Genomic DNA, 26,261 nt, shown 5'->3' with positions numbered 1-26,261 from the left:
TGTTATGAAATACGTGATTTTTCAGATATCAGGCGAGAGCTTTGGAGTGGATATCCAGTCGGCGGTCAGCATTGAAAAAAGATTGCCTATTACAAGAGTCCCCTTAGCTCCTGATTACCTTGTAGGTGTGATTAACCTGAGGGGTGAAATTATACCTATTATCAATCCATCGGCTTTATTAAAACAGGACGATGGAGGGGATTTGTCTAACTTTCATAAGGTGCTTATAGTGAGCAGAGAGGATTATAAAATTGGCTTGCTCATAGGCAACGAGGTTTCTATAGTAGATATAGACGAGCATCTCATTCAAAGAGATGCGGTTGATTTGAGCGAATCAGATAAGATGTACATAAGCGGCATAATAAGGCATCAAGAACGGATTGTAAACATCCTCAATGTAGAGAAGCTGACGACTCCTGAAAAGGTGATGATATAATGGAAACAGTGGATGTCAGCAATTTAAACAGCCTTTATCTGGATGTCCTCAGAGAACTGGGCAACATCGGGACAGGCAATGCGTTAACTGCTTTATCGGCGATGACAGGTAAGAAATTGGATATGCATGTGCCCATGGTGAAGATACTCAAATTGAGTCAGGTGCCGGATTTGATGGGGAACCCCGAGGAAAAGGTAGCAGGAGTTTTTTTTGAGATGACAGGGGATATCAAGGCGAATATACTGTTTGTGTTGAATATGAGCTCAGCCAGAGAGGTTGTAGACATTGTGCTAGGCAGTAATAGGGCTGACGGGGATTTCGGCGACATGGAAGTCTCTGCTATTTCGGAAATATCCAATATCCTGGTAGCCAGCTACGTCAACGCTCTTTCCCATTTGATGAACTTGAAATTGACGATATCTCCCCCCGCCTATTCGGCAGATATGGCTGGAGCTATATTAAGCGTTCCTGCTGTACAGTTTGGCGAAGTAGGCGATTACGCGCTGTACATCGAGACTGAATTTTTAGAGAACGATAAGAGGATCGACGGTTATATATTCCTAATTCCTGATGTAGAAGGCATAGGGAGAATTATGAAACACCTCGGGGTAGGTTGCTGATGAGTTGCATCAGGATAGGCATGGCAGATTACGGTGTTTCCAAAGCTCCTGATGTGCTCGTGACCATAGGGTTAGGATCCTGCGTAGGAGTGACATTGTATGATCCTGTATTAAAAGTAGGTGGTCTGGCTCATATAATGCTTCCCTGCAGTCATCAGTACAGCGCTAATTCCACTAAAGGCAAGTTTGCAGATACTGCCATAGATGTGGTATTGGAAAAATTAAAAGCGATGGGTGCTGTTACCGACAGGCTTGTGAGCAAGCTGGCAGGAGGTGCCAGGATGTTTGAAATCAAGTCATCTGACGAGAGGTTGAAAATCGGTGATAGGAATATCGAGGCAGCTATAAAAGTCCTTAAGTCCAGAGGAATACCCATAGTGGCAAAAGATGTGGGGGGAACATACGGCAGGACTATCGAGTTGCATCTAGAAGATGGATCTCTTGTGGTAAAGACCATAGGCCGGGGAGTGAAAATTCTTTAATGCTGGCGGGGTGATTTAAACAATGCAGGACCTGGATATCGATAAATTGTGGCATGAGTATGAAAAAGAACGCACTATTGAAGTCAGGAACCAGATAGTCCTTTATTATCTGCCTCTGGTGAAATACGTGATAAAGCGCATATTAATTAATTACGAGAGCAGCGATTACGACGACATTTTAAATCAAGGTATACTGGGGCTTATAGATGCGGTGGAAAAGTACGATAGCTCGAAAGGAGTAAAATTTGAGACTTACGCTGTATACAGGATAAGAGGTGAGGTTATCGACTATCTTAGGAAGATGGACTGGATGCCCAGATCCCTGCGCAAAAAATATAAGGCGCTGCAGGAGGTTGTGGACAGGTGTTGGGATAAAAGCGATAGCGAAATCGCACGAGAGGTGGGCATCTCTCTGGATGAGTACTATAAGCTTTTGAATTATGCCAATATCAGCAATATATTGTCATTGGAAGAAATATTTGAAAATGGGACATTAAACATCCCCCCGTCAACTGGTACCCCTGATAAAATCGTGGAAGACCGTGAGATGAGGGAATCTTTAGAAAAGTTTATTGAAGGGCTTCCAGAAAAGCAAAAGTTGGTGTTGTCTCTCTATTACGTGGAGGAGTTGACGTATAAAGAAATCGCGATGATATTAGGGGTTACAGAGTCCAGAATATCTCAGATACACTCTCAGGCTATAAAAAAGTTGAAGGAGTTTTTAAAAAGGGAAAACTTCCTGAGCCAGGTGATATAATGGATGGCATAAAATTGCGTATAAGCAATGACAGGATGAAGGCGTATATAAACCTACAGGAGGGCGTGAGACCCGATGTAAAAGACATTGAGAAATTTCTGTCTGAGCGAAAAGTCGTATACGGCATAATGCACGACGTGATCAAAGAATTAGCTAATGCGCCGGTGTACGGCGAGGACATTTTAATCGCTCAAGGAAAAGAACCCAAGGATGGGAAAGATGCCCGTGTGGACTTTAGGCGTGTGGTACAGGGCGGAAAGCCGCAAATTATGGACAACGGCAGCGTGGATTACAGGTCTCTCAACATAGTCCATAATGTAAAAAAAGGGGACATAATAGCTGTGGTTACAGAAGCAACACCGGGCACAGAAGGTAAAGATGTAATGGGAACTTCTGTTAAGCCTAAACCGGGCAGACCTCTTAAGATAAAGTGTGGCCAAAACGTGATATTGGCAAACGGCGCGTTTGTTTCTATGACAGATGGTCAGCTGTTTATCAAAGACGGGAAAATAAGCGTGCTACCTGTTTTAGAGATAGAAAATGTAGATATGTCGGTGGGTAACATAAATTTCGTGGGCAACATCGTGGTTCGCAACGACGTGTATTCAGGGTTTGAGATAAAAGCAGAAGGGGATATAAAAATAGGGGGGAATGTGGAAGACAGCGTGCTGTATAGTAAAGGTGATATAGTGATTGGAAGAGGGGTAAAGGGCAAAAATAGAGCTTCAATTGTCTCAGAAGGCAGTCTCAAAGCCTATTATCTGGAAAATACTAAAGTTGAAGTAAACAATGATATACGCTGCGGCGCCATAATGCACAGTTATGTGAAGGCTAACGGCAATATAATTGTAAGTGGTAAAAAGGGCTTGATAGTGGGCGGTAGAGTGTGCGCTTATAAATTCATAGAAGCGAAAATCATAGGTTCACCTATGGCTACTTATACAGAGATAGAAGTAGGGTGTGACTTTAAAGAAAAGGAAAGTTACGACATTGCAAACGGCGAGTTAAAAAAAGTAAGACAAGAAATAGAGGAATTGGCGAAAACGGTTAAATACCTCAGGGGAAAACCCTTTTTGTCTTCGGGAGAAAAAGAACTTCTAAAAAAAGCGTTGTTTGCGATAAAACAACTGGATGAAAAGCAACATGAGCTTGAAGAGATTGTGAAGAACACCAAAGTGTCAGAGTGTGAAAATCCCTATGTGGTGGTTACAGATATTCTTTACTCAGGGGTTAAGATAAAGATAAAAGAGGAAATAATGGTTGTAAAGGACGAGATAAGGCACTGCAAGATAATTTACTCTGAGGGACGTATAAAAGTACTTGCCATATAAAGACTTTGATGGTATCATAATAATGATAAAAATAAAACACACATAATCCAATTCGCATGGAGGTGCCCCTGGCCCCGTGCGAAAATGCGGATTATGGAGGAATAACCAATGGAGGTGCTTTGATGTCAATTATTTCAATGAAACAATTGTTGGAAGCAGGCGTGCATTTTGGCCATCAGACCAGACGCTGGAATCCCAAAATGGCCAAGTATATATTCACGGAGAGAAACGGCATATACATTATCGACCTGCAGAAAACAGAAAAGAAGGTAGAAGAGGCCTATGAATTTGTGAGGAATTTGGCTGCAGAGGGCGGCATACTTTTGTTCGTAGGCACGAAAAAGCAGGCCCAGGATGCGGTCAAGGAAGAAGCTGAAAGGTGTGGCATGTATTACGTCAACCAGAGATGGTTGGGAGGAATGCTGACCAATTATAAGACTATTAGGAACCGCGTGGAGTACTTGAAAAAGTTAGAGGCAATGGAGCAGGACGGCACTTTTGATGTATTGCCTAAAAAAGAAGTTAACGCGTTGAAAAAAGAGAAGGAAAAGCTGGAGAAAAACCTGGGCGGGATTAAAAATATGCCCAAGTTACCTGATGCGCTCTTCATAATTGATCCTCGCAAGGAGCAAATAGCGGTAAAAGAGGCAAGAAGCCTTAATATACCTGTGGTGGCCATAGTGGACACCAACTGTGATCCCGATGAGATAGATTATCCTATTCCCGGTAATGATGACGCTATCCGCGCTATCAAGTTGATCACGCAGAAAATGGCAGATGCCGTTTTAGAAGGTCGGCAGGGTGAGCAGATGACGGCAGAACAAGAATGATAAAATTGGAGGTATCTCGAGATGGAAATAACTGCATCAATGGTTAAAGAGCTTAGAGAGCGTACCGGTGCCGGTATGATGGATTGCAAAAAAGCCTTGACCGAAGCCCAAGGCGATATGGAAAGAGCTATTGAAATATTGAGAGAGAAGGGCCTTGCTGCTGCTGCTAAAAAGGCAGGAAGGGTTGCCGCGGAGGGCATTGTGACGTCCTATATCCATGGCGGTGGCAGGATTGGCGTTCTCGTTGAGGTAAACTGTGAGACGGATTTCGTGGCTAGGACGGAAGATTTTAAGAATTTCGTGCACGACATCGCCATGCAGATCGCTGCTGCCAATCCCCAGTATATAAGTAGGGAAGAAGTGCCTGAGGACGTCGTGGAGAAGGAAAAAGAGATATACAGGACCCAGGCGAAGAACGAGGGCAAACCTGATAAAGTGGTCGAGAAAATGGTGGAAGGGCGGTTGGAAAAATATTATAAAGAGGTCTGCCTTTTGGAGCAACCTTTTATCAGGGACGACAGCAAGACCATAAAGCAGCTTTTAAATGAGTTAATTGCCAAGATTGGCGAAAACGTAGTTATAAGGAGATTTGCGAGATTTGAATTAGGCGAGGGCATAGAAAAGAAGAAATGCGACATAGCTGAGGAAGTGGCCCGGGAGCTTAATCGTTAAATCAAGGGGAACACCATGGTGTTCCCTTTTTCACGAATTAAAGAGGATTTTTATAAGTTACAGAGAATATAATATATCATTGAGGAGGGCTAAAATTGGAAAAACCCGTGTACAATAGGGTTATACTTAAAATATCGGGAGAAGCGTTAGCAGGAGATAAAAGCTTTGGGATAGATTTTGATACAGTGAATCAGATAGCTGAGGAGATAGCGGAGGTAAAAAAACTTAACGTGGATATAGGTGTAGTGGTAGGTGGGGGAAATATATGGAGAGGAAGAAGTGGCATAGGGATGGACAGGTCCACAGCGGACCACATGGGGATGCTGGCGACGGTTATAAATGCCCTGGCGCTGCAGGACTCTCTGGAAAAAAGAAATATCCCTACACGAGTGCAGACCGCTATTGAGATGAGAGCGGTTGCAGAACCTTATATAAGGAGAAGAGCTATAAGGCATCTGGAAAAAGGCAGGGTTGTTATATTTGCAGCGGGAATTGGCAGTCCTTTTTTTTCAACGGATACTACAGCGGCTCTGCGAGCTGCTGAAATAGATGCAGATGTTATACTCCTGGCAAAAAAGGTAGACGGCGTGTACGACTGCGATCCTCGTATAAATAAGGAAGCTAAAAAGTTTGATGAGCTTACATATAAAGATGTTTTAAATATGCGCTTAGGGGTGATGGATTCCACAGCTACTTCACTGTGCATGGACAACAACATACCTATAATCGTGTTTGATCTAACTAAAAAAGGCAATATAAAGAGGGTAATCCTCGGAGAAAATATAGGAACAGTGGTAAAGGAGTGATTTTATGTTAAAGGATGTGTATTCAGCGGCTGAGAAAAATATGAAAGCAGCAGTAGAGAATTTTAAAAAAGAGCTTGCATCTATAAGGACGGGGAGAGCAAATCCCGCTATATTAGAAAGGGTAAAGGTGGATTATTACGGTACCGCTATGCCCGTCAATCAGCTGGCCACAATTAGTGTACCTGAACCCAGGGTTTTAGTGATTCAGCCGTGGGATGTTTCTTCCCTTAACTTGATTCAAAAGGCCATTCAGACTTCTGACCTTGGGTTGAATCCCACCAGTGACGGCAAGGTGATACGGCTGGTCCTGCCTGAATTGACAGAAGAGAGGAGAAAGGAAATGGTCAAGATGGTACACAAAATCGCAGAGACCAGCAGGGTTGCTATACGAAATGTCCGCAGAGAGGCTATTGACCAGGTTAAAAAGATGGAGAAAAACAAGGAGATATCGGAAGACGAGATGAAAAAAGGCCAGGACGAGGTGCAGAAACTGACGGACAAGTATATAAAGCAAGTAGACGAGATTTGCGCTAAAAAAGAAGCGGAGATCATGGAGATATAAAAAAGGTGAGATTAATGGATGAAACCATGGACATAGATGGGAGTAAGATACCGCAGCACATCGCTATAATTATGGATGGGAACGGCCGGTGGGCACAGAAGAGAGGTATGCCAAGAACCGCTGGGCACAGGGCAGGTATAAAGACGGTGAAGAGAATTATAGAGTTTTGTTCCCAAATAGGGGTTAAGTACCTTACGTTGTACGCTTTTTCCACGGAAAACTGGAAACGCCCTGAGAGAGAAGTAAGTGCCCTTTTTAAATTATTGGTGTATTATTTACGGCGTGAAGTAATGGAGTTAAACAAAAACAATGTAAGGTTAAACTTCATCGGCGATATATCCTCTTTTAAAGATGACGTAAGGTTTGAAATAGAGAGAGCCAAACAATTATTGAAGGACAATGACGGCTTAATTGTAAATCTGGCCTTAAATTACGGTGGCAGGCTGGAGATCGTAAATGCTGTTAAAGAGATAATTAAGGGCGTTAAGAGCTCAAAGATAAGCGAAGAGGATATAGATGAAAAGCTGTTTTCAAATTATATTTACACAGCGGGGATGCCTGACCCCGATCTTTTGATACGCACAGGGGGAGAATACAGGGTGAGCAATTTTTTACTCTGGCAGATCGCTTATTCAGAATTATGGTATACTGACACCTTGTGGCCGGATTTTTCCGAAAAAGACCTATTGTCGGCTATAGCCGATTATCAGGAAAGGGAAAGGCGTTTTGGAGGATTATAATGCTAAAACAAAGAGTTTTGAGCGCATTAATCGGAATACCTATGTTGATCGCCGTTGGAGTGTACGGCGGGATACCGTTGAAAGTAGCCATGTTCCTCCTGGCGGCAATTGCGTATCGCGAGTTTAATAAAGCCAATAGCAACGGCCAATCGGGTTATCTGGATTTAATCGGCTATCTGTACATAGCGGTTTTTTTTGTATTGAATGAAGTGGTGTCTTCTGATATCTTGATATATGTTTATTTTATTGTACTCATGACCTTTGCTATATTGAATAAGCGCAGTGTAAATGTGGTTTTTTTGAGGATTGCAGGTTTTATATACGCTGTAATTCCCTTTGTATTTCTTCTAAGGATAAGGGACGTAGATGCGAAGCTCTTTTGGCTGGTTTTTATAATAGCTTTTTCCACTGATACCTTTGCTTACTTTATAGGGAGGTTTTTTGGCAAAAAAAAGCTTTGTCCTGATGTAAGCCCCAACAAAACCGTAGAGGGCTTTGTGGGTGGTGTGGTGGGGTGTGTCATAACGGTATATTTTTATGCCATGGTTTACTTGCACAGCAGCTATGTTTTTTTGATCATATCCTTTGTGGGCTCGGTGGTATCTCAGATAGGGGATTTAAGCGCTTCGTACATCAAGAGAAATTGCAGGATCAAGGACTTCGGAAATGTAATACCAGGACATGGTGGTGTGCTGGATAGATTTGACAGTATAATTTACGTAAGTGTTGTCATTTATTTTCTAGCAGATAAAATATACTTATAAGAGAGGTATGGTATGAAAAGGGTTTTGATATTGGGTTCAACAGGCTCTATAGGTAGGCAGGCTCTGGAAGTTATAAAGCAGCATCCAGAGGAATTTAAAGTAGTGGGCTTGTCGGCATTTGACAATTCAGAATTGCTGGCACAGCAGGCCAACGAATTCAAGCCCTCTATGGTCGCTATAGTGAGAGATAGCAGCTGTATCAGTGAGCTGTTAAATTATAAATGCCACATCATTACTGGAGAAGATGCACCTGCGCGCCTGGTGGAAGCTTGCGCTGCTGATATTGTATTAAATTCCATTGTGGGCATAGCAGGCCTTATGCCCACTGTATCTGCTCTTAAAAAGGGTGTGACACTGGCACTGGCCAACAAAGAATCAATGGTTACAGCTGGTGAAATAATCGTATCCATGGCCCGAGAGAAAAACACAGCTATTTTGCCTGTGGACAGCGAGCATTCAGCCATATTTCAATGCCTTCAAAAGCCTGAGGGGTACGGGGAGATCAAGAGGATCATTTTGACGGCATCAGGAGGGCCTTTTAGAGATTATACCGTTGATATGTTAAAAGATGTGACAGTGGATCAAGCGTTAAAACATCCGACCTGGAGTATGGGCCAAAAGATAACTATAGACTCGGCAACGCTTATGAACAAGGGCTTTGAGGTCATAGAGGCTCACTGGTTTTTTGGCGTTGAATATGATGACATAGAAGTGGTGATACACCCGGAGAGCGTTGTGCACTCTATGGTGGAGTTTATAGATGGCGCCGTTCTGGCTCAGATGGGTGTTCCTGACATGAGGTTGCCTATTCAGTACGCCCTGTCCTATCCACAAAGGCTCAGAGGTATGATTAAACCACTGGACTTGCGCGGTCTAACACTAACTTTTAGAAAGCCTGATTGCGAAAAATTTAGGTGCTTACAATTGGCCTACGATGCAGCGCTTAAAGGTGGTACGTACCCTGCGGTTTTAAACGCGGCCAATGAAGTGCTGGTAGATTTATTTCTTAAAGGCGCTTTAAGGTTTTTGGATATCCCTGTTTTTATAGAAGAGGCTTTAAATCGGCATAGTCCGATTTACAATCCGTCTCTTGAGGATATAATATATGCAGATTGGCGCACAAGAGATGCAGTGAAAAAAATGGTGGTGAATTAATTGATAGCAATATCTATAATCGTTCTCGGTATTTTAATAGTTTTCCATGAATTGGGCCACTTTATAGCGGCCAAGCTCTCTGATATAAAGGTAGAGGAATTCTCTGTCGGAATGGGACCTAAGCTGGTGGGATTTAAAAAGGGCGAAACCCTTTATTCCCTAAGGCTTTTCCCCATAGGGGGTTACTGCAAGATGCTGGGTGAAGATGAATCCTCTACTGACATAAGGGCTTATTCCAATAAGCCTGTCTTGGCGAGGTTTGCGGTGGCTGCTGCTGGTTCTTTGATGAATTTCCTTGTAGCTGTATTGATATTCATCGCAATGGGATTTATAACCGTGACTCCTGTGCCTGTAGTTCAGTCGGTGATACCCGATTACCCTGCTGCTCAAGCCGGTATTATGCCTGGAGACGTTGTAGTGAAGGTGGACGGCTACAGCATAAAGACGTGGAGCGACCTTCAAGCTGCAGTAAGTGAGAGCGTGGATAAGCCAGTAACCATCGAAGTAAATAGGGCTGGTAAGATCCTGGACTTCAAAGTTACCCCTGTGTACGATGAAAAAAACAAAAAGCCAATGATAGGCATAACGCCTAAGGGAAAGATAGGTTACAATAATAAAGCATCTCTGGCGGTCAACGTTAAAAACGGCATATACCAGTCATTTTATATAACACAGGTAATGCTGTCATCTTTGACGGGCTTGGTAACGGGCAGGGTTTCTGTGAATGATTTTATGGGGCCTGTGGGCATTATAAGCGTGGTAGGAGAAGCGGCCAGGTCGGGTTTTTACAATTTACTAGGCCTTACATCATTAATCAGCCTTAACCTGGCGATAATCAATCTTTTGCCTATACCGGCTTTAGATGGCAGCAGACTGTTATTTTTACTGGTGGAGGCCGTTAGGAGGAGACCTATAGACAGGGAAAAAGAAGGGCTGATACATTTCATAGGTTTTATATTCCTCATCTTGTTTATGATTTTTATGACCTACAAGGACATATTGAGATTGAGCAGGTGAGAACATGGGCAAAAAGACGAGAGAGGTAAAAATAGGCGATGTGATAATAGGAGGCGGCCACCCCATTGCGGTTCAATCCATGACCACCACTTATACCGCAGATGTGGAAGCGACGTGTCAGCAGATTAAAAGGCTTGAGGAAGCGGGTTGCCACATAGTAAGGGTCGCGGTTCCCGATGAGGCATCAGCCGCTGCCATATCCCAGATAAAAAAAAGGATTGCTATTCCGCTGGTGGCTGATATTCACTTTGACTACAGGCTTGCTATTAAGTCTATAGAAAGCGGGGCGGATAAAATCAGGATAAACCCGGGTAATATTGGGTCTTCTGATAGGATAAAGGCTGTGGTAGATGCGGCAAAAGATCGCGGCATCCCTATCAGGATAGGCGTAAACTCGGGTTCCATAGAAAAAGAATACCTGGACAAGTACGGCAGAACCCCTGAGGCGTTGGTTGAGAGCGCATTGAAAAACGTAAAGATGCTGGAGGATTTTGGATTTGAGGACATAGTCATTTCTCTGAAGGCCTCTGACGTAAGCACCACTGTTAAATCCTACATAATGGTGTCTCAACGGCTGGACTATCCCCTTCACATAGGTATTACTGAGGCAGGTACTATGTGGGGAGGGACGATAAAATCCTCTGTGGGTTTGGGTATACTTCTATGGATGGGCATTGGGGATACCATGAGGGTTTCGCTGACGGCAGATCCTGTGGAAGAGGTAAAAGTGGGACATCAGATACTGAAATCGCTCGGCCTTGAGAAAAAAGGCGTTGAGATAATATCGTGCCCCACGTGCGGCAGGTGCACTGTTGACATTATAAATATAGCCAATGAAATAGAAAAAAGATTGCAGGGGGTACAAAAAGACATAAAAGTGGCTATTATGGGCTGTGTGGTCAATGGACCTGGAGAGGCCAGGGATGCGGATATTGGTATTGCAGGAGGTCGGGACTGCGCTGTCCTGTTTAAGAGAGGAAAGGTAGTAAAGAAGATAGCGGAAAAAGACATAATCCAAGAGCTCATGAAGGGTATAAATGAACTGTAAGGTGGATGATAGTCTATGGTGTCTGTTATCATTCCGGCATATAATGAGGAGAAAACCATAGAAGGCGTACTCAAGGCGGTAGTGGCTTCTGGCGTCAGCGACGATATAATCGTGGTAAACGACGGATCCACTGACAGGACAGCAGATATTGCCAGGAAATACGCCACGGTTGTGGAATTAGAAAAAAATGTAGGCAAGGGAGGCGCGGTGAAAAAAGGCCTTGAGGTGGCGCGGGGCGATATTTTATTGATGCTGGACGCTGACCTCATAGGGTTAAAAGAGGAACACATCAGAGACCTGCTAGGACCTGTGCTGGGTGGAGAAGCTGACATGACGATAGGGCTTTTTTCTAGCGGAAGGTTGTCCACTGATTTTGCCCAGGTAATAGCGCCTCATCTGTCAGGTCAAAGGGCCTTAAAGCGCTTTGTCTTGGAGGATATATGGGCTTTGGAAGATGTGAAGTACGGCATTGAAATCGCCATTACCAGGTATGCGAGACGCTCTGGTATAAAAGTAAAAAACGTGTACTTAAAAGACCTTACCCACGTGATGAAAGAAGAGAAGCTTGGGTTTATAGCGGGGTTTAAAGCGAGGTTAAAGATGTACTGGGATATCATAAAGTGTATTGCCTCTCCGTGAGGAGGTGATATGGTGATAAAAGGCGTAAAATTTGACGTTGTAAACAGGACGCTGGAAGTCGATACAGATGGTTGCGAAGACCCTGAGGTGTTGAAGGACGATATAAAGAAGAGGTTTCAATTCATTAAAGATGTCGTAGTAAAAGCACCTGAGATATGGTATGATTCCGTAGAGGGATATTTAAGGTCTCAATGGACCAATATCCTAGAGGCGATAACAGATAAGTACCCCATAGCTAAGCAGTTTGTAAGAGGTTACAAAGTAGCAGGCGAAGACTTTATCTTATCTGTTTGCAATAGGTTTGGTATGGAATTCATGAAGAAAAAAGGCGTTGATAAGTTTATCGCCTCGCTTATATTTAAATATACGGGAATTTTGGCCAGGGTCCAATTTGAGCTGGTAGAGGAGAAAAATGCGCTACCTGATGGCGATGTAATGTACAGCGTAGAGATTGCGAGCGAAGATAAAATTGAGCAGGGTAAAATTGACAATGACCCGGTCATAATGGGTAAACCTATTAAAGATCAGTGCATAAGCATAAATCAGATAGATGAGGGGATTGAAAGGGCCGCGATAGTGGGCAAGGTATTTGATGTGGAAGAAAGGCCATTGAAAAAAGGGAAATTGCTCCTCACTTTGAAAGTGACGGATTATACGGATTCTCTTTACGTCAAGGTTTTTCTCGATGAAAAAAACGGACATGTAAAGGAAAAAGTGAAAAAAGACAACTGGTACAAATTCAGGGGCGCGGTGAGGTACGATAACTTCGTGCGGGATACGGTGATGGTGTGTAGCGATATTGAGGTATTTGAGCATGAGGAGAGGGCGGATAAAGCCGAGGAAAAGAGGGTGGAACTTCATCTACATACTAGGATGAGCGCCATGGACGGCGTAAATTCAGCAGAGGACCTCATAAAGAGAGCCGCTCAATGGGGCCATAAGGCCATCGCTATAACAGATCATGGTGTGGTACAGGCGTATCCTGAAGCTGCCGATGCCGCTAAAAAGTACGGAATAAAGGTGATTTACGGCGTAGAGGCGTATATATACGACGACGGCATGCCTGTGGTTTATAACCCTGGGGATAGGGACTTAGGTTGTGAGTTCGTGGTGCTGGATATAGAGACCACAGGGTTGGATACAAAAAGAGACCGCATAACTGAGATCGGAGCTGTTAAGATAAAAAGCGGCGAGGTGGTGGATAGATTCTCAACTTTTGTAAACCCCGGCGTAAAGATTCCGGAGAACATCGTAAGGCTTACAGGTATAACCGATGAGATGGTAAAAGGCGCACCTGAGGTGGGGCAAGTCCTAAGAGAATTTAAGTCATTTGTAGGAGATGCTGTCCTGGTTGCGCACAACTCTGATTTTGACATCGCCTTTATAAAAAACAGAGCACAGGCATACGGCATAGCCTTTGACAATCCGGTGCTGGATACATTACAGCTGGTAAGGGGAATGTTCCCTGATCTAAAAAACCACAAGCTGGATACCGTAGCCAAGCATCTCCACGTGGAGCTTAAAAACCACCACAGGGCCGTGGATGATGCAGAGGCGACGGCGGACATATTCATAAAATGCGTTGAATCCTTGAAGTTTGAAGGGGTAAAAAAGCTGGCGGAATTAAACGAGCGCTTTTCAGGAAAAATAAACAATAAGAGCGAACATTATCATGCGGTGATACTGGTAAAAAACATGGTGGGCTTGAGAAATCTGTACAGGTTAATATCAGAGGCCCATCTTAAGCACTATTATAGAAGGCCCAGGATACCTAGAAGCCTTTTGAGGAAGTACAGGGAAGGGCTAATCCTGGGTTCGGCTTGCGAAGCCGGTGAGCTGTACAGGGGTATTTTAAGCGGATTTGACGAAAAGAGGCTTATGAGCATAGCGGAGTTTTACGATTACCTGGAGATAATGCCTGTGGGAAACAACAGGTTTATGTTGAAAAAACAGCTGGTATCCAGTGAAGAAGACCTCAGGGAGATCAACAGAAAAATATACCGGCTGGGCAAAAAACTTAAAAAAATCGTGGTTGCCACAGGGGATGTACACTTTCTGGATCCCCAAGACGAAGTCGCCAGGAGGATCTTGATGTACGGTGCTGGCTTTGAGGACGCCGACGACCAAGCTCCTCTGTACTTTAAGACCACTGACGAAATGCTGGATGAATTTTCGTACCTGGGTTCTGATGTGGCAGAAGAAGTAGTAGTAAAAAATACCAATAAGATAGCTGACATGGTGGAGTTTATAAAGCCAATACCCGATGAGACGTATACGCCTAAAATCCCCGGAGCAGAACAAGAGCTCAGGGAGATGGTGCTTAACAAGGCCCATGAGGTATACGGGGACCCTCTGCCGGATATAGTGGATAAGCGCTTGAAAAGGGAATTGGACTCTATAATAAACCACGGATACGCGGTACTGTACATCATTGCCCAGCGGCTTGTGAAAAAATCCAATGACGACGGTTACCTTGTGGGCTCCAGGGGATCTGTAGGCTCTTCATTGGTGGCCACCATGAGCGGTATTACAGAAGTCAACCCTTTGCCTCCCCATTATGTGTGCCCCAAGTGTAAGTATTCAGAGTTTTACACCGATGGCAGCGTAGGGTCAGGGCCTGACCTTGAAGACAAGGATTGCCCTGTTTGCGGTACAGCCCTTAGAAAAGACGGTTTTGACATACCTTTTGAGGTGTTTTTAGGTTTTGACGGCGATAAAGAGCCTGACATAGATCTCAATTTTTCTGGGGAATACCAGCCCGTTGCTCACAAGTACACAGAAGAGCTTTTTGGCAAAGGCCATGTTTTTAGGGCTGGAACCATTGGAACCCTAGCCGATAAAACCGCCTACGGTTTTGTCAGAAAGTACATCGACGACCACAATCTAAAAGTCCATTTGCCTGAAATAGACAGGCTTGTTCAGTGCTGTACTGGGGTAAAGCGCACTACAGGGCAGCACCCAGGGGGGCTTATGGTTGTCCCCAAAGACAACGAGATATACGAGTTTACGCCAATACAGCACCCTGCTGATGACAGCAGCTCTTCAGTGATAACCACTCACTTCGACTATCATTCGTTAAGCGGCAGGCTGCTGAAGCTGGATATACTCGGCCACGACGATCCCACTGTGATAAGGATGCTGGAAGACCTGACAGGGGTAGACGCCAGATCTATTCCTCTAGACGATAAAGATACCATGAAATTATTTACGTCTACAGAGCCTTTAGGGGTAAAGCCCGAAGATATAAATTGCGAGGTGGGCACGCTGGCGCTACCAGAATTTGGTACTAAATTTGTAAGGCAAATGCTGGTAGATACCCGTCCTACCACTTTTGCGGAATTGATAAGGATAAGCGGCCTATCTCACGGGACAGACGTGTGGTTAAATAACGCTCAGGACCTGATAAGGGACGGCGTTGCGACTTTAAAAGAAGTCATATGTACCAGGGATGATATAATGCTATATCTCCTGCAAAAAGGAGTAGAACCCAAGCTGTCTTTTAAGATCATGGAAAAAGTAAGGAAAGGCAAAGGGCTCAGCGATGAAGACGTGGAAGCCATGAGAGCAAAGGGCGTTCCTGAATGGTTTATTCAGTCGTGTAAAAAGATAAAGTACATGTTTCCCAAAGCCCATGCTGCAGCTTATGTTATGATGGCTTTTAGGATAGCTTACTTTAAAGTGCACTACCCCAAAGAGTTTTACGCTACGTACTTTACAGTAAGAGCCGACGATTTTGACGCAAATGTGGTAGTAAAGGGAGAGGAAGAGATAAGGCGGGTTATAAGTCAGTTGAACAACAAGGGAAATGACATGACGCCCAAGGAAAAGAACATGCTAACTATTCTGGAGGTAGCCCTTGAGATGTACATGAGGGGGATAAAGCTCTATCCTGTGGATATATACCAATCTGACGCGGTAAAGTTTATAGTCAAAGAGGATGGCTTACTGGCTCCTCTTAATTCTCTCGCCGGATTAGGACTGGCTGCTGCTCAAAACATAGTCAGGGCTCGCCAGGAGGGTAAATTTGTCTCGGTTGAAGATTTGAGAGAGAGGGCCAGACTGAGCAAAACGGTTATAGAGATCTTGAGCAAGCACGGGTGTTTGAAAGGCATGTCTGAGACCAGCCAGCTGTCTTTATTTGACATTTGACGGGTGGATGCACCTTATTGCATTATCGATACAACTGTGTTATAATAACCAGTAGAGCATTGGAAGAGAGTGGGTAGTACCCACTCTTTCGTGTTATTACGAGTGAATAATCAGGAGGATTTTTATGTCAAGAATAGAAGATATAACTAGATCATTGATACAGCCGTATTTAGAGGGCAAAGACATCGAAATAGTGGATGTGGAATACGTAAAAGAGGGCAAAGAATGGCACTTAAAGGTGTATATTGATAAACCAGGAGGCGTGACTTTAAACGATTGCGAAGACTTATCCAGGTATTTAAGCGATAGGTTGGACGAAGTGGACCCGATAAAAAATAGTTATATACTGGAAGTATCTTCGCCGGGTGTAGAAAGGCCCCTTAAAAGGCCTGAAGATTACGAGCGCTTTAAAGGACAAAAGGCTTATTTAAGGTTTTATCAGCAAGTAGATGGCAAAAAGGAAATCGTAGGGGTGCTTAAGGGTTACAGCGAAGGCAATGTTTATGTAGAAGTAGAGGAAGGAAAGGATATGTTGATACCGTTGGATAAAATTTCCTCGGCGCGTTTGTATTTTGAATTTTAGATGGGGGTTTGATATCATGGACGGGGAATTAATTGAGGCGCTGGATCAAATAGAGAAAGATAAAGGTATAAGCAAAGATGTCATTTTGGACGCTTTAGAGACGGCTTTGATGACAGCGTACAGAAAGAATTTCGGAACGGCGCAGAACGCCAAGGTCTATATAAACAGGGATACAGGGATTATAAAGGTTATGGCGCAAAAAGTAGTGGTTCCCGAGGTGCACGACGACAAAATGGAAATAAGCCTTGAAGAGGCTCGTAAGATAAGTGCGCTTTACCAGATCGGCGACGTAGTGGAGGTGGAAATCACCCCGAAAAAATTTGGAAGAATAGCAGCTCAAACAGCTAAACAGGTGGTGGTTCAGAAAATCCGTGAAGCGGAAAGGGGCGTCTTGTACGAGGATTTTCTGACAAAAGAAAATGACATAATAACAGGTGTTGTAACTAGGGTGGATAAAAAAACCAAAAATATGCTTATAGATCTGGGAAGGATGGAGACGACGCTGCCTTTTTCCGAGCAAATTCCGGGAGAATCGTATAAACCTGGAGACAGGATAAAGCTCTTTGTGGTAGAGGTCAAGAAAACCACAAAAGGCCCTGCTGTGATAGTGTCACGTACCCATCCCGGGCTTGTAAAAAGGCTTTTTGAACAAGAAGTACCTGAAATTTACGAGGGATTGGTAGAGATTAAGAGCATAGCCAGGGAGGCCGGGTCCAGGACAAAAATGGCGGTATTTTCTCACGATGAGAATGTAGATCCCGTTGGTGCCTGTGTGGGCTTTAAAGGAACTAGGGTCCAGGCTGTAGTAAACGAATTAAAAGGAGAAAAGATAGATATAGTGAAGTGGAGCAAAGACGTCGGCGAATTTGTATCCAACGCGCTGAGCCCTGCCACTATACTAAAAGTTGATATAAATGAAGAAGAAAAAGTGGCCAGAGTTTTTGTACCTGAATTTCAGCTGTCTTTGGCCATAGGTAAAGAAGGGCAGAATGCCCGACTGGCGGCTAAACTTACGGGCTGGAAAATCGACATAAACAGCGTAGAATCTAAATAGCGTGGTGATGTCTGATGGCTGCGGTGAAAAAAGTGCCTATGAGAAAGTGCCTGGGGTGCATGCAATCAAAGCCCAAGAGAGAACTTATAAGGATAGTTAAAAACGCCAAGACGGGTGAAATACAGCTGGATACCACAGGAAAGGTGTCTGGTCGCGGGGCTTATTTTTGTCCCAATGAAGATTGTCTTAAAAAGACGTTGATTAAAGAAAAGCTGGAAAAGGCTTTAAACACGCAGATTTCCGAGCAAGACCTTGTGAGGATAAGAGAGGAATATGATAAAATTGAGGGACAATAGAAAGTTTTACTCATTGTTAGGGCTTGCCCAGCGCGCGGGCAAGATTAAATCGGGAATTTTTTTAACAAGACAGGCTATAACGAAAAAAAAGGCAAAATTAGTGATAATTGCGGAAGACGCAGCGGATAACACGGTGCGGCAAATTATGGACTTATGTCACAGATCCAATGTCCCTGTAATCGTGAGCGGGCGGAAAGATGAACTGGGGCACTTTTTGGGCAAAAGTCCGAGATCTGTTGTATGCGTTGTGGATAAAGGGTTTGCGGATGCGATAAGCGGCGCAGCAGACAGCAGATAGGTAGGGGAAGGGGAGGTCTTCCTGCCTTGTACGCCCTCATAGAGGGCAAATTTATCGAAAGGAGGAAAGCCTGGTCATGGGAAGGCCGTTAACTGCAATGCAGTTAAGCTTTTGAACCAGGTAATGCCATGTCAAAAATGCGGGTGTACACGTTAGCTAAAGAGCTCAACATATCCAGCAAGGATTTAATATCCAAGTTGCTGGATTTGGGTGTCCATGTGAAAAATCACATGAGTACATTGGAAGATGAGGAGGTGGATATGATAGTGGAATTGGTTAAAGAGACAAAGAGCGATGAAGCCACAAAGAAAAAGGAGACTATATCTTTAGAGGCGCGGGATGATAGCGAGGATAAGGACGATTTTGATAAATATGAGGCCGAATTTAATGAGGAAGACAGGTTTAAGCAGAGGAAAAGTGTTAAGAAGAAGAAAAATAAAAAAGCGGCCATGGAAAGCACCGCTGTCCAGCAACAGCAGAACGCACCGGTGGATAAAATTGAGTTTGCTGAAGGCATGACCGTAAGGGAGTTTGCTGAGCTCATAAAGAAAAATCCTTCTGAAGTGGTTAGAGATCTCCTTTTTATGAAATACATGCTAAAGATAAACGATGTGCTTCCTTACGAAGTGGTGCAAAAGCTCGCGGATAAATACGGTATAACAGTAGAAAAGAAAGAGGCCGACAGCGGTGAGGTCTTGGATGAAGAAAAAGACGATCCTCAAAGCCTGAAACCTAGGCCGCCTATTGTTACGGTTATGGGTCACGTGGATCACGGTAAAACCTCGTTACTGGACGCTATAAGAAACACCAATGTGACAGCTCGGGAAGTAGGAGGCATTACGCAGCATATCGGCGCTTCTACAGTAGAGCTCAATGGCAAAAAGATAGTCTTTCTCGATACGCCTGGGCATGAGGCTTTTACCTCTATGAGGTCAAGAGGAGCACAGGTGACGGATATAGCGGTTTTGGTAGTTGCTGCTGACGATGGGGTAATGCCTCAAACCGTCGAGGCGATCAACCACGCAAAAGCAGCTAAAGTCCCTATAATTGTCGCTATAAATAAAATAGATAAGGCCGAAGCCAATCCTGACAGGGTAAAACAGGAACTTACGGAATATGGGTTAATACCAGAAGAGTGGGGAGGAGACACCATTTGCATACCGGTTTCGGCTACGAAAAAACAAGGCATAAACGACCTGCTGGAAATGATACTGTTGGTAGCCGAAATGCAGGAATTAAAAGCTAACCCTGACAAGCAGGCCAGAGGTACCGTTATAGAGGCGCTTTTGGATAAAGGCCGTGGCCCTGTGGCGACGGTTATAGTACAGAGCGGCACGCTAAGAGTAGGGGATGCTATTGTAGTGGGAACCGCTTACGGCAAAGTTCGGGCCTTGTTTGATGACAAGGGCAGAAAGCTAAAGCAGGCAGGTCCTTCTACGCCTGTAGAGGTATTGGGGCTTTCCGAGGTACCGGAAGCAGGGGATTTGTTGGTGGTAGTAGAAGACGAGAAAAAAGCCAGGGAATTGGCAGAGGCAAGAAAAGAAAAGATGAAAGAGACAAGGTCCGCGGCGCAGAAGGTGACGCTGGAAGACCTGTTTGACCAGATGCAGCAGGGCAACATAAAAGAACTGAACGTCATAGTTAAAGCTGATGTCCAGGGATCTGTGGAAGCGTTAAAGCAGGCTATTTTAAAGCTGAGCAGCGATGAGCTTAGGGTTAACATTCTGCACGAAGGCGTTGGAGTTATAACAGAGACGGATGTAATGCTGGCTTCTGCGTCCAATGCCATTATAATAGGCTTCAATGTGAGACCTGATTCTAAGGCTAGGGATCTGGCTGAAAGAGAAAAAGTAGATATAAGGCTGTACAGGATCATATATGACGTAATAGACGATATAGAAAAGGCTTTAAAGGGCTTGCTGGAACCCGAGTACCGTGAAGTATATTTGGGAAGAGCTGAAGTGAGGCAGTTGTTTAAAGTATCGGGACTGGGGACTATAGCAGGATGCTATGTCTTGGACGGTAAGATTACTAGGACTGCGTCTGTGAGGCTGGTAAGAGACGGTGCGGTGGTTTATGAAGGCAAGATTATATCGTTAAAGAGGTTTAAAGATGATGTGAGAGAAGTGGCTGCGGGTTACGAGTGCGGCTTGATGCTGGAAAAATTTAACGACATCAAGGAAAGTGATATTATAGAGGCATTTACGACGGAAGAAGTACAAAGATAAGCGAGGTTATTGGCTATGAATTACAGGGCAAACAGGGTTGCTGAGGAGATCAAGAAGGTTATAAGCGACCTCATAAAAAACCAGTTAAAAGACCCTAGGATAGCTCCGTTAACCAGTGTGACTCATGTGGACGTATCAAAGGACATGAGACATGCCAAGGTTTACGTAAGCGTATACGGCAGCGATGAAGAAAGAGCCGCTACTATTGAGGCGCTGAAAAAGGCCTCTGGTTTTTTGCGCAAAGAGGTGGGTAGTAAAATAAAGACTTTTTATACGCCTGAAATAGACGTACAACTGGATAACTCTATAGAAAGAGGCATCCACATAACGAAGTTAATTGACAATCTGAGAAACGAGGTAGAAAAAAATGATGGTGATGAGTGAAATCGTAAGGATATTAAAGAGCTCTAAAAAGGTGTTGATCGTAACCCACATTTCCCCTGATGGCGATGGGATAGGCTCAACCCTGGCTCTTTTGCACGGTTTAAACAAGTTAGGCATAGAAGGAGATATAGTCATAGATGATGACGTTCCCGGCGATTTTAGGTTTTTACCCAAAAGCGATAAGATCCTGAAGTACAGCCCTGAAATAGAAAATCACTATGATGCTGCTGTGGCCATTGATTGCAGCGATGAAGGCAGAATGGGAAGGGCTGAAGAGCTGTACTCAAAGGTTCCCGTGAAAATAAACGTAGATCACCATATAAGCAATACCATGTACGCTGATTACAATGTGGTCGACTCCAATTCCGGCGCTTGCGCTGAGCTCGTCTATCAATTAATAAAGCTTTTAGGCGTAGAATTTGATAACCGTATTGCCACGTGCCTTTATTGCAGTCTGGCTACAGATACGGGGAGATTTATGTACGGCAATACTACCAGCATAACCCATGAGGTAGCGGCAGACCTGTTAAACAACGGAGCTGATTTGAGGAAGATTTCCGAAGAAATCTTCGAAAAAAAGACATTAAGTCAGGTGTTGCTGATATGTGAAGCGTTGAAGACGCTGAGGGTAGTAGAAGATGGTTCTATAGCTTATATAGTGGTTACAAAAGCTATGCTGGAAAAGTGTGGCGCAAAGCCGTCGGATACGGAGGGATTGGTATATTATCCTAGGTGCATTGATGGCGTAGAAATCGGGCTTTTGTTTAAAGAAGAAGATGGCAGGATAAAAGTCAGTTTCAGGTCCAAGGCCCTAGACGTAAGCAAGGTGGCGGCTGTTTTTGGAGGAGGAGGACATGTTCTGGCATCGGGCTGTTTTGTAGAAGCTCCCATGGAAGAAGCTATTGAAAGAGTGGTCAGGGCCTGCGCTGATGCAATAAAAGGCGGACGATGAGGTGAAGTGCTATTTGGATGGTTTTTTTAACGTCTATAAGCCTGTGGGCATGACGTCTTATGAAGTAGTGGAGATGGTAAAAAGGCGTTTTAAAGTAAAAGCGGGGCATCTAGGGACGCTGGACCCTGGTGCTTCTGGCGTATTGCCTGTAGCTGTAAATGCCGCTACTAAAGTCATAAGGCACATTGAGCAACAGGATAAAGAATACATCGCCACCATGCTTTTGGGCATAGCTACAGATTCCCAGGACAGGTATGGAAATGTTGTTGAAATAAAACCTGTGCCCGATATAAGCGCTGATGATTTGGAAGAAGTAATGGAGAAATTTAAAGGCGATATCCTGCAGGTACCCCCTATGTACTCAGCTAAGAAAGTAGGTGGAAAAAAGCTATACGAATTCGCCAGGTCAGGGCTTACTGTGGAAAGGGAACCTGTAAAGGTAACAGTATATGATATAGCTATTTTAAACTATTTTAAGCCTAATCTCGTTAAATTCAGGGTAAGGTGTTCAAAAGGCACGTACATCAGGACATTGTGCAATGACATAGCGACGTCTTTAAAAACGTGCGGTTATATGCTGTCGTTGGAGCGGGTAAAATCGGGGGTCTTTTCATTAAAGGAATCGGTAGATGTAGAGCACTTGAGAGAGGATGATATGCTGCCTGTGGATTACCCTCTTAAAGACTTAGAGAAAATAGTGGTTTCAGAAAGTGATGCGATAAAGGCTTTGAACGGTGGGAGGCTATCGGCATCGTATAAAGGAGAGGATCAAAAGGTGCGCATATATTCTGAAAATGGGAGTTTCCTGGCCATTGGACAGCGGGCCAGCGGGATTATAAAGGTATTAAATGTATTTACGCCGAGGAGATAAACATGGAGATCTTGAATGATATAAAAAATGTAAAATTACATAGCACAGCTATTACCATAGGGAATTTTGATGGTGTACATGTAGGCCATCAAAAGCTGATAAGCGCCCTAGAAAATGTGGCGTCCAGTCAGGGGCTTTATAAAGTCATATTTACATTTAAAGGCCATACATCGTCTATCTTATATCCACGTAAAAGCCTCTGCCTTCTGACCGATTTTGACGATAAAATCCGGTTTTTAAAAAAATGTAACCCCGATTTTATCATAACATTGGACTTTGACTGTTCGCTGTCCCAGATGAGCTACATGGATTTTTTTAAAGAAGTTCTGGTAAACAGGCTGGGATGTAAAGCACTGGTTATCGGTGAGAACTTTAGGATGGGCTATAGAGGTATGGGAAATGCCCAAAAGATTGCAGACCTTTGCGATGCCCATGGCGTTTATTTAAAAGTTGTCTCTCCTGCTAAGGTTTACGGCAATGTAGTAAGCAGCACTTATATAAGAAATCTCATATCTGAAGGCCAGGTGGATGTGGCGAAAGACTATCTGGGTAGGTATTACGAGATTAAAGGCGTGGTGGTGAAGGGAAAGCAATTGGGTCGCACTATAGGTTTTCCAACGGTGAATTTAAATTGCTGTAAAAATAGGTGCTTGCCTAAAAAGGGCGTATATGTAACGCACACATTTGCTTGTGGGAATAGGTATTTAAGCATAACCAATGTGGGAGTGAAACCCACAGTAAAGGACGACAGTGAGATGACCGTAGAGAGCCATTTAATAGGTTATTCTGGGGATTTATACGGTGAAGCTGTTAAGATTGTGTTTTTAAAGCGCATAAGAGACGAGATAAAGTTTGAGAGGATAGGGGATTTAAAGAGACAATTACAGGAAGATGTGAGATATGCCTTAAATTACGACAATCTATTTTACAACCGCCACGTTTTGTGTTAAAATAGTAAAGGTTATAGATGCCATTACTTAGAAAGCCGAGTCACCGACGGCTTCTAGGTAATCGGTGAAAGATATGCTGAGGAGGTGAAATTTATGGCTCTGAGCAAAGAAGTCAAAAAGGAGATAATCGACAAGTACAAAAAGCACGAGGGCGATACGGGGTCACCGGAAGTTCAGATTGCTCTGTTGACCAAGAGGATAAACGATTTAAATGAGCATCTGGCTGTGCACAAAAAAGACCACCATTCCCGAAGAGGTCTTTTGAAAATGGTGGGCAAGAGAAGGTCTTTGCTAAATTACCTTATGAAAAAAGACTACAATAAGTATAAGCAACTTATAGAAGAATTAAATCTCAGAAAATAAGGGCGAGAAGCACTCGCTCTTTTAATTTAAAAGCCGCAAGGTTATAATATTGTGAAAGGAGGTTAAATTTATGGAAGAGAAAATCTACGAAATGGAATTGGCAGGGAGAAAGCTTAGAGTATCCTTGGGTAAGGTGGCACAGCTGGCTAATGGCTCTGCTCTGGTGAGCTATGGGGATACGGTGGTTCTGGTTACGGCCTGTGCTTCAAAGGAGCCCAGGGAAGACGTGGATTTTTTTCCGTTAAGCGTGGAATATGAGGAGAGGCTTTACTCTATAGGCAAGATCCCCGGCGGATTTATAAAGAGGGAAGGAAAGCCGTCAGACAAGGCTATTTTGACAGCCCGTTTAATAGATAGGCCGATAAGACCGCTATTCCCTCACGGGTTCAGAAACGATGTGCAGGTCATAGTCACTGTTTTGTCGGTAGATCCTGATAACCAACCGGAGATAGCTGCTATGATAGGCTCGTCCGTAGCCCTTTCTATATCCGACATACCTTTTGATGGACCTACGGGCTCTGTGGTTGTAGGGCTTGTGGATGGCAAATTGGTTCTCAACCCTGTTCTCAAGGAGAGGGAAAAGAGCACATTGCACCTTACGGTGTCTGGAACTAAGGATGCTATTATGATGGTAGAGGCCGGTGGCAATGAAATACCCGAGGATGTAATGCTGGATGCTATAATGTTTGCCCATGAAGAGATCAAAAAGATCGTGGAATTTCAGGAGAAGATAGTAGCTGAAGTGGGTAAGCCCAAGATGGAGTACACGGTGTTTACGCCTGATGAACAGGTGGATAAAGAGGTTAGAGAATACGCCACCGAAAAAATAAGAGAGGCCCTTTTAAGCGATGACAAACAAAAGCGCACAGAAAATCTGGATAAGGTCAATGAAGAAGTGATGCAGGTTTTCCTGGAAAAGTATCCAGATAAGGAGCAGGACATCGACGAGATCCTGTACAACATCACCAAAGAGCAGATGAGAAAGATGGTGATAGAAGACGGCTACAGGGTAGATGGGAGGGCACTAGATGAAATAAGGCCTATTTACTGCGAGGTAGGCTTGCTGCCCAGGGCTCACGGTTCTGGTTTGTTTACCAGGGGCCAAACCCAGGTTCTCACGGTAGCTACTCTTGGCGCCATGGGAGATATACAGATATTGGATGGCCTTGGAGACGAAGAATTTAAGAGGTTTATGCATCATTACAACTTCCCGCCGTATAGCGTGGGTGAGACAAGGCCTTTGAGAGGACCGGGCAGAAGGGAGATAGGCCATGGAGCTCTGGCAGAGAGGGCATTAGAACCTGTCATACCTTCAGAAGACGAGTTCCCTTATACCATAAGGCTGGTTTCAGAGGTCTTAAGTTCTAACGGTTCTACATCCCAGGCCAGCGTATGCGGAAGCACCCTGGCGCTGATGGACGCAGGCGTTCCCATAAAGGCACCGGTAGCCGGCGTAGCTATGGGCCTTATAAAAGAAGGGGACAAAGTAGCTATATTGACGGATATTCAGGGGTTAGAGGACTTTTTAGGGGATATGGATTTTAAAGTGGCAGGTACGGCAAAGGGCATAAACGCCATTCAGATGGATATAAAGATCCATGGGATAGGAAAAGAGATACTGCAAAAAGCGCTGGAGCAAGCGAGAAAAGGCCGGCTTTATATATTGGAAAAGATGCTTCAGGTCATTGATAAGCCAAGACCTCATTTATCGCCATATGCGCCAAAGATACTTACCACTGTGGTTGATGTAGATAAAATCAGGGATATAATAGGAACGGGAGGCAAGACTATAAATAAAATCATCGATGAAACCCATACCAAGATAGACATAGAGGAGGACGGTAGGATTTACGTCTCTGCCCCGGATATTGAAGCGTGCAAGCGGGCTATAGAGATGATAGAGAGCATAGCAAAAGACGTGGAAGTAGGTACCACGTATTTAGGGAAAGTTACAAGGATTACGCCTTTTGGCGCTTTTGTGGAGATAGCGCCTGGCAAAGAAGGCCTTGTGCATATATCCAAATTGTCTAAGACGAGGATTAAGTCCGTAGAGGAAGCAGTGAGCGTAGGAGATAAGATACTGGTAAAGGTTACGGACATAGATAAACAGGGGAGGATTAATCTTTCGCGTAAAGATGCCCTGGAGGACAGCAAAAATGAAAAGCGCAAATAAAAAAAACATAAACCACGTGGTTTATGTTTTTTTATTTCAAAATATGTTGTTCAAGCCATTTTGTGAGTTTTATCAGCAAAATGAAGAAAAAACGTATTATA

The 26,261-nt window shown here is 44.0% G+C and carries 27 protein-coding genes; all 27 read left to right on the top strand.

Annotated features, from left to right (window positions below):
- Window positions 1-4 precede the first annotated feature (4 nt).
- Window positions 5-436, top strand: a complete 432-nt coding sequence (locus CALPO_RS0102370) for a chemotaxis protein CheW (protein WP_026485899.1) — start codon at window positions 5-7, stop codon at window positions 434-436.
- Complete coding sequence (locus CALPO_RS0102365) at window positions 436-1,056, top strand: chemotaxis protein CheC (RefSeq protein WP_051585785.1); 621 nt, start codon at window positions 436-438, stop codon at window positions 1,054-1,056. Before CALPO_RS0102370 ends, CALPO_RS0102365 begins: the two co-directional genes overlap by 1 nt.
- Entirely contained in the window at window positions 1,056-1,538 is a 483-nt protein-coding gene (locus CALPO_RS0102360; RefSeq protein ID WP_026485897.1) for a chemotaxis protein CheD, read from the top strand. The genes CALPO_RS0102365 and CALPO_RS0102360 overlap by 1 nt, the downstream gene beginning before the upstream one ends.
- A gap of 22 nt (window positions 1,539-1,560) precedes the next feature.
- The gene (locus tag CALPO_RS0102355; RefSeq protein ID WP_026485896.1) at window positions 1,561-2,295 is read left to right on the top strand and encodes a sigma-70 family RNA polymerase sigma factor; all 735 of its coding nucleotides are present in this window, start codon (window positions 1,561-1,563) and stop codon (window positions 2,293-2,295) included.
- A gap of 14 nt (window positions 2,296-2,309) precedes the next feature.
- A complete protein-coding gene (locus tag CALPO_RS0102350; RefSeq protein ID WP_169736177.1) occupies window positions 2,310-3,626 on the top strand; it encodes a DUF342 domain-containing protein in 1,317 nt (438 codons plus the stop codon).
- A 122-nt stretch (window positions 3,627-3,748) separates the two neighbouring features.
- Window positions 3,749-4,456 (top strand): 30S ribosomal protein S2, encoded by a 708-nt coding sequence (gene rpsB, locus CALPO_RS0102345; RefSeq protein WP_026485894.1) that lies wholly within the window; start codon window positions 3,749-3,751, stop codon window positions 4,454-4,456.
- Window positions 4,457-4,477: 21 nt separating this feature from the next.
- The gene (tsf, locus tag CALPO_RS0102340) at window positions 4,478-5,128 is read left to right on the top strand and encodes a translation elongation factor Ts (RefSeq protein WP_026485893.1); all 651 of its coding nucleotides are present in this window, start codon (window positions 4,478-4,480) and stop codon (window positions 5,126-5,128) included.
- A 95-nt stretch (window positions 5,129-5,223) separates the two neighbouring features.
- Window positions 5,224-5,934, top strand: a complete 711-nt coding sequence (pyrH, locus tag CALPO_RS0102335) for a UMP kinase (protein ID WP_026485892.1) — start codon at window positions 5,224-5,226, stop codon at window positions 5,932-5,934.
- Between the two features lie 40 nt (window positions 5,935-5,974).
- Window positions 5,975-6,496 carry a ribosome recycling factor gene (gene frr, locus CALPO_RS0102330; protein ID WP_245589901.1) on the top strand — a complete coding sequence of 174 codons (522 nt, stop codon included), beginning with the start codon at window positions 5,975-5,977 and terminating at the stop codon, window positions 6,494-6,496.
- A 14-nt stretch (window positions 6,497-6,510) separates the two neighbouring features.
- The gene (locus tag CALPO_RS0102325; protein WP_051585784.1) at window positions 6,511-7,236 is read left to right on the top strand and encodes an isoprenyl transferase; all 726 of its coding nucleotides are present in this window, start codon (window positions 6,511-6,513) and stop codon (window positions 7,234-7,236) included.
- Window positions 7,236-8,000 carry a phosphatidate cytidylyltransferase gene (locus CALPO_RS0102320; protein WP_026485889.1) on the top strand — a complete coding sequence of 255 codons (765 nt, stop codon included), beginning with the start codon at window positions 7,236-7,238 and terminating at the stop codon, window positions 7,998-8,000. The genes CALPO_RS0102325 and CALPO_RS0102320 overlap by 1 nt, the downstream gene beginning before the upstream one ends.
- 12 nt (window positions 8,001-8,012) lie before the next feature.
- The gene (locus CALPO_RS0102315; protein WP_026485888.1) at window positions 8,013-9,155 is read left to right on the top strand and encodes a 1-deoxy-D-xylulose-5-phosphate reductoisomerase; all 1,143 of its coding nucleotides are present in this window, start codon (window positions 8,013-8,015) and stop codon (window positions 9,153-9,155) included.
- Window positions 9,156-10,172, top strand: coding sequence for an RIP metalloprotease RseP (gene rseP, locus CALPO_RS0102310; protein WP_026485887.1), 1,017 nt, complete (start codon window positions 9,156-9,158; stop codon window positions 10,170-10,172).
- 4 nt (window positions 10,173-10,176) lie between these two features.
- The gene (gene ispG, locus CALPO_RS0102305; RefSeq protein WP_026485886.1) at window positions 10,177-11,220 is read left to right on the top strand and encodes a flavodoxin-dependent (E)-4-hydroxy-3-methylbut-2-enyl-diphosphate synthase; all 1,044 of its coding nucleotides are present in this window, start codon (window positions 10,177-10,179) and stop codon (window positions 11,218-11,220) included.
- A gap of 15 nt (window positions 11,221-11,235) precedes the next feature.
- Window positions 11,236-11,859, top strand: a complete 624-nt coding sequence (locus CALPO_RS0102300) for a glycosyltransferase family 2 protein (RefSeq protein ID WP_026485885.1) — start codon at window positions 11,236-11,238, stop codon at window positions 11,857-11,859.
- 9 nt (window positions 11,860-11,868) lie between these two features.
- Complete coding sequence (locus CALPO_RS0102295; protein WP_026485884.1) at window positions 11,869-16,008, top strand: PolC-type DNA polymerase III; 4,140 nt, start codon at window positions 11,869-11,871, stop codon at window positions 16,006-16,008.
- A gap of 124 nt (window positions 16,009-16,132) precedes the next feature.
- A complete protein-coding gene (locus CALPO_RS0102290) occupies window positions 16,133-16,591 on the top strand; it encodes a ribosome maturation factor RimP (RefSeq protein WP_026485883.1) in 459 nt (152 codons plus the stop codon).
- A 16-nt stretch (window positions 16,592-16,607) separates the two neighbouring features.
- Window positions 16,608-17,645: a transcription termination factor NusA gene (nusA, locus tag CALPO_RS0102285; RefSeq protein ID WP_026485882.1), complete on the top strand. Its 1,038-nt coding sequence runs from the start codon at window positions 16,608-16,610 to the stop codon at window positions 17,643-17,645.
- Window positions 17,646-17,659: 14 nt separating this feature from the next.
- Window positions 17,660-17,941, top strand: coding sequence for an RNase P modulator RnpM (gene rnpM, locus CALPO_RS0102280; RefSeq protein ID WP_026485881.1), 282 nt, complete (start codon window positions 17,660-17,662; stop codon window positions 17,939-17,941).
- Window positions 17,919-18,239, top strand: coding sequence for a L7Ae/L30e/S12e/Gadd45 family ribosomal protein (locus CALPO_RS0102275; protein ID WP_035171995.1), 321 nt, complete (start codon window positions 17,919-17,921; stop codon window positions 18,237-18,239). Before rnpM ends, CALPO_RS0102275 begins: the two co-directional genes overlap by 23 nt.
- 128 nt (window positions 18,240-18,367) lie before the next feature.
- Window positions 18,368-20,467, top strand: coding sequence for a translation initiation factor IF-2 (gene infB / locus CALPO_RS0102270; protein WP_026485879.1), 2,100 nt, complete (start codon window positions 18,368-18,370; stop codon window positions 20,465-20,467).
- Between the two features lie 15 nt (window positions 20,468-20,482).
- On the top strand, window positions 20,483-20,851 hold the full coding sequence (gene rbfA, locus CALPO_RS0102265) for a 30S ribosome-binding factor RbfA (RefSeq protein WP_026485878.1): 369 nt from the start codon (window positions 20,483-20,485) through the stop codon (window positions 20,849-20,851).
- Window positions 20,835-21,803: a DHH family phosphoesterase gene (locus tag CALPO_RS0102260; protein ID WP_051585783.1), complete on the top strand. Its 969-nt coding sequence runs from the start codon at window positions 20,835-20,837 to the stop codon at window positions 21,801-21,803. Before rbfA ends, CALPO_RS0102260 begins: the two co-directional genes overlap by 17 nt.
- A 1-nt stretch (window position 21,804) precedes the next feature.
- On the top strand, window positions 21,805-22,674 hold the full coding sequence (truB, locus tag CALPO_RS0102255) for a tRNA pseudouridine(55) synthase TruB (protein WP_051585782.1): 870 nt from the start codon (window positions 21,805-21,807) through the stop codon (window positions 22,672-22,674).
- A gap of 2 nt (window positions 22,675-22,676) precedes the next feature.
- Complete coding sequence (locus CALPO_RS0102250; protein ID WP_026485875.1) at window positions 22,677-23,624, top strand: bifunctional riboflavin kinase/FAD synthetase; 948 nt, start codon at window positions 22,677-22,679, stop codon at window positions 23,622-23,624.
- A 93-nt stretch (window positions 23,625-23,717) separates the two neighbouring features.
- Window positions 23,718-23,987 (top strand): 30S ribosomal protein S15, encoded by a 270-nt coding sequence (gene rpsO, locus CALPO_RS0102245; protein WP_026485874.1) that lies wholly within the window; start codon window positions 23,718-23,720, stop codon window positions 23,985-23,987.
- A gap of 70 nt (window positions 23,988-24,057) precedes the next feature.
- Window positions 24,058-26,160: a polyribonucleotide nucleotidyltransferase gene (locus CALPO_RS0102240; protein WP_026485873.1), complete on the top strand. Its 2,103-nt coding sequence runs from the start codon at window positions 24,058-24,060 to the stop codon at window positions 26,158-26,160.
- Window positions 26,161-26,261: the final 101 nt, after the last annotated feature.

The sequence above is a fragment of the Caldanaerobius polysaccharolyticus DSM 13641 genome, assembly GCF_000427425.1.
Classification (GTDB): Bacteria; Bacillota; Thermoanaerobacteria; order Thermoanaerobacterales; family Caldanaerobiaceae; genus Caldanaerobius; species Caldanaerobius polysaccharolyticus.
The sequence above is the reverse complement of the archived record's forward strand: the minus strand, read 5'-3'. Positions and strand labels throughout refer to the sequence as shown.